Origin of the sequence: Clostridium sp. BL-8, from assembly GCF_002006495.1 — a bacterium.
Lineage (GTDB): Bacteria > Bacillota > Clostridia > Clostridiales > Clostridiaceae > Clostridium.
The window spans coordinates 1-1,350 of record NZ_LZZL01000198.1; the positions used below are offsets into that span (position 1 = coordinate 1).

The 1,350-nt window shown below is 28.8% G+C and carries 2 protein-coding genes; both read left to right on the top strand.

Going from position 1 to position 1,350, the window contains the following annotated elements:
• The first annotated feature begins 265 nt into the window (after positions 1-265).
• Positions 266-517: a metallophosphoesterase gene (locus CLOBL_RS28865; RefSeq protein WP_242953943.1), complete on the top strand. Its 252-nt coding sequence runs from the start codon at positions 266-268 to the stop codon at positions 515-517.
• A 45-nt stretch (positions 518-562) separates the two neighbouring features.
• Positions 563-1,350, top strand: a 788-nt coding sequence (locus tag CLOBL_RS27185; RefSeq protein WP_242953944.1) for a metallophosphoesterase, incomplete at its 3' end; no start/stop codon positions are given.

Consider the following 1,350-nt stretch of genomic DNA (forward strand, 5'->3'; position numbering starts at 1 on the left):
TATGTCTATAATGTGAACTTCATTCGACTAGATAAAAAATATTTAAATGATAAATAAAGTTTAGGATAATGAAAGATGAACCGTACCACAAGTGACGAAGATTTTCTTTGAAGGTGTTAATATGACTACTTTTAAGAGAGATGATGTTGCTTTGAAGTTTATTTTAAAATAAATGAAAATATCAAGGCGGCTAAAATAACTAGAAAACAGAAAAGATGGAATTTTAGGTTATGTATTTAATTAATATAAATAAGGGGGCAAGATTTTGAAAGCAGTAGTAAAAAGAATTTTAGTTGAAAAAGATAAAAGAGTTATAGCAATAAGTGATATCCATGGAAATTTAAGTGCCTTTAAAAGAGTATTAGAAAAGATATGTTTTACTGAAAAAGATATTTTAATTTTGGTTGGAGACTTAATTGAAAAGGGTGAGATGAACTTAAAGACTTTAAGATACATAATGGAGATATCAAGGATAAGGGAAGTTTATGTGGTTAGTGGAAACTGTGACACGGTATAGGAAGATATAAAAAGCGAAGTTGATGATGAAAATCTATTAAGATATATGATGTTTAGAAAAAACAGCATTTTAAATGAAATGTGTCAGGAGTTATCAATTGAAGTAGATGAAAAATCAGATATTAAATATATTAAAGAACAAATAAGACAAAATTTTAGCGATGAGCTTAATTGGTTAGAACAATTACCTCATATTATTGAAACTGAGAAATTTATTTTCGCTCATGCAGGTATTACGTCTGATAATTTAGAAGAGCAACATATTAGTGAGGTTATCAAAAATGATGCATTTATTGAGAAAGGATTAGTTTTTTCTAAATATGTGATTGTTGGACATTGGCCAACGGCAAATTATGGGAAAGAAAGAGGCTGCTGCAATCCAATTATAAACGAGGAACAAAAAATTATCAGTATTGATGGCGGAAATATGATTAAATCGGAAGGACAGTTGAATGCACTAATAATTAATGGTGATGGAAATATTACTTTTGATGCAGTTGATGATTTCTTAATAGGTGAAATTGTAGAAGAGCAAGCTTCAAATTCAAATACAATTCAGATTTCATGGATGGATAATGCAATAGAGGTATTAAAAGAGGGGAAAGAATTCAGTTTATGTAGGCATATTTCTTCAAATCATGAGCTTTGGGTGAAAAATGACAAACTTTTTAAAACTAAGGAAGGAATGTGCTGTTATGATTGTACAGATTATTATCTTTCTGTTAAAAAAGGAGATAGAGTTTCTATAATAGAAAAATCAAGTACACAAACTCTAGTTAAGAAAGATGGTATAATCGGATGGGTTTTAAATGAAAAATTGAGAGAAGGCAAAAT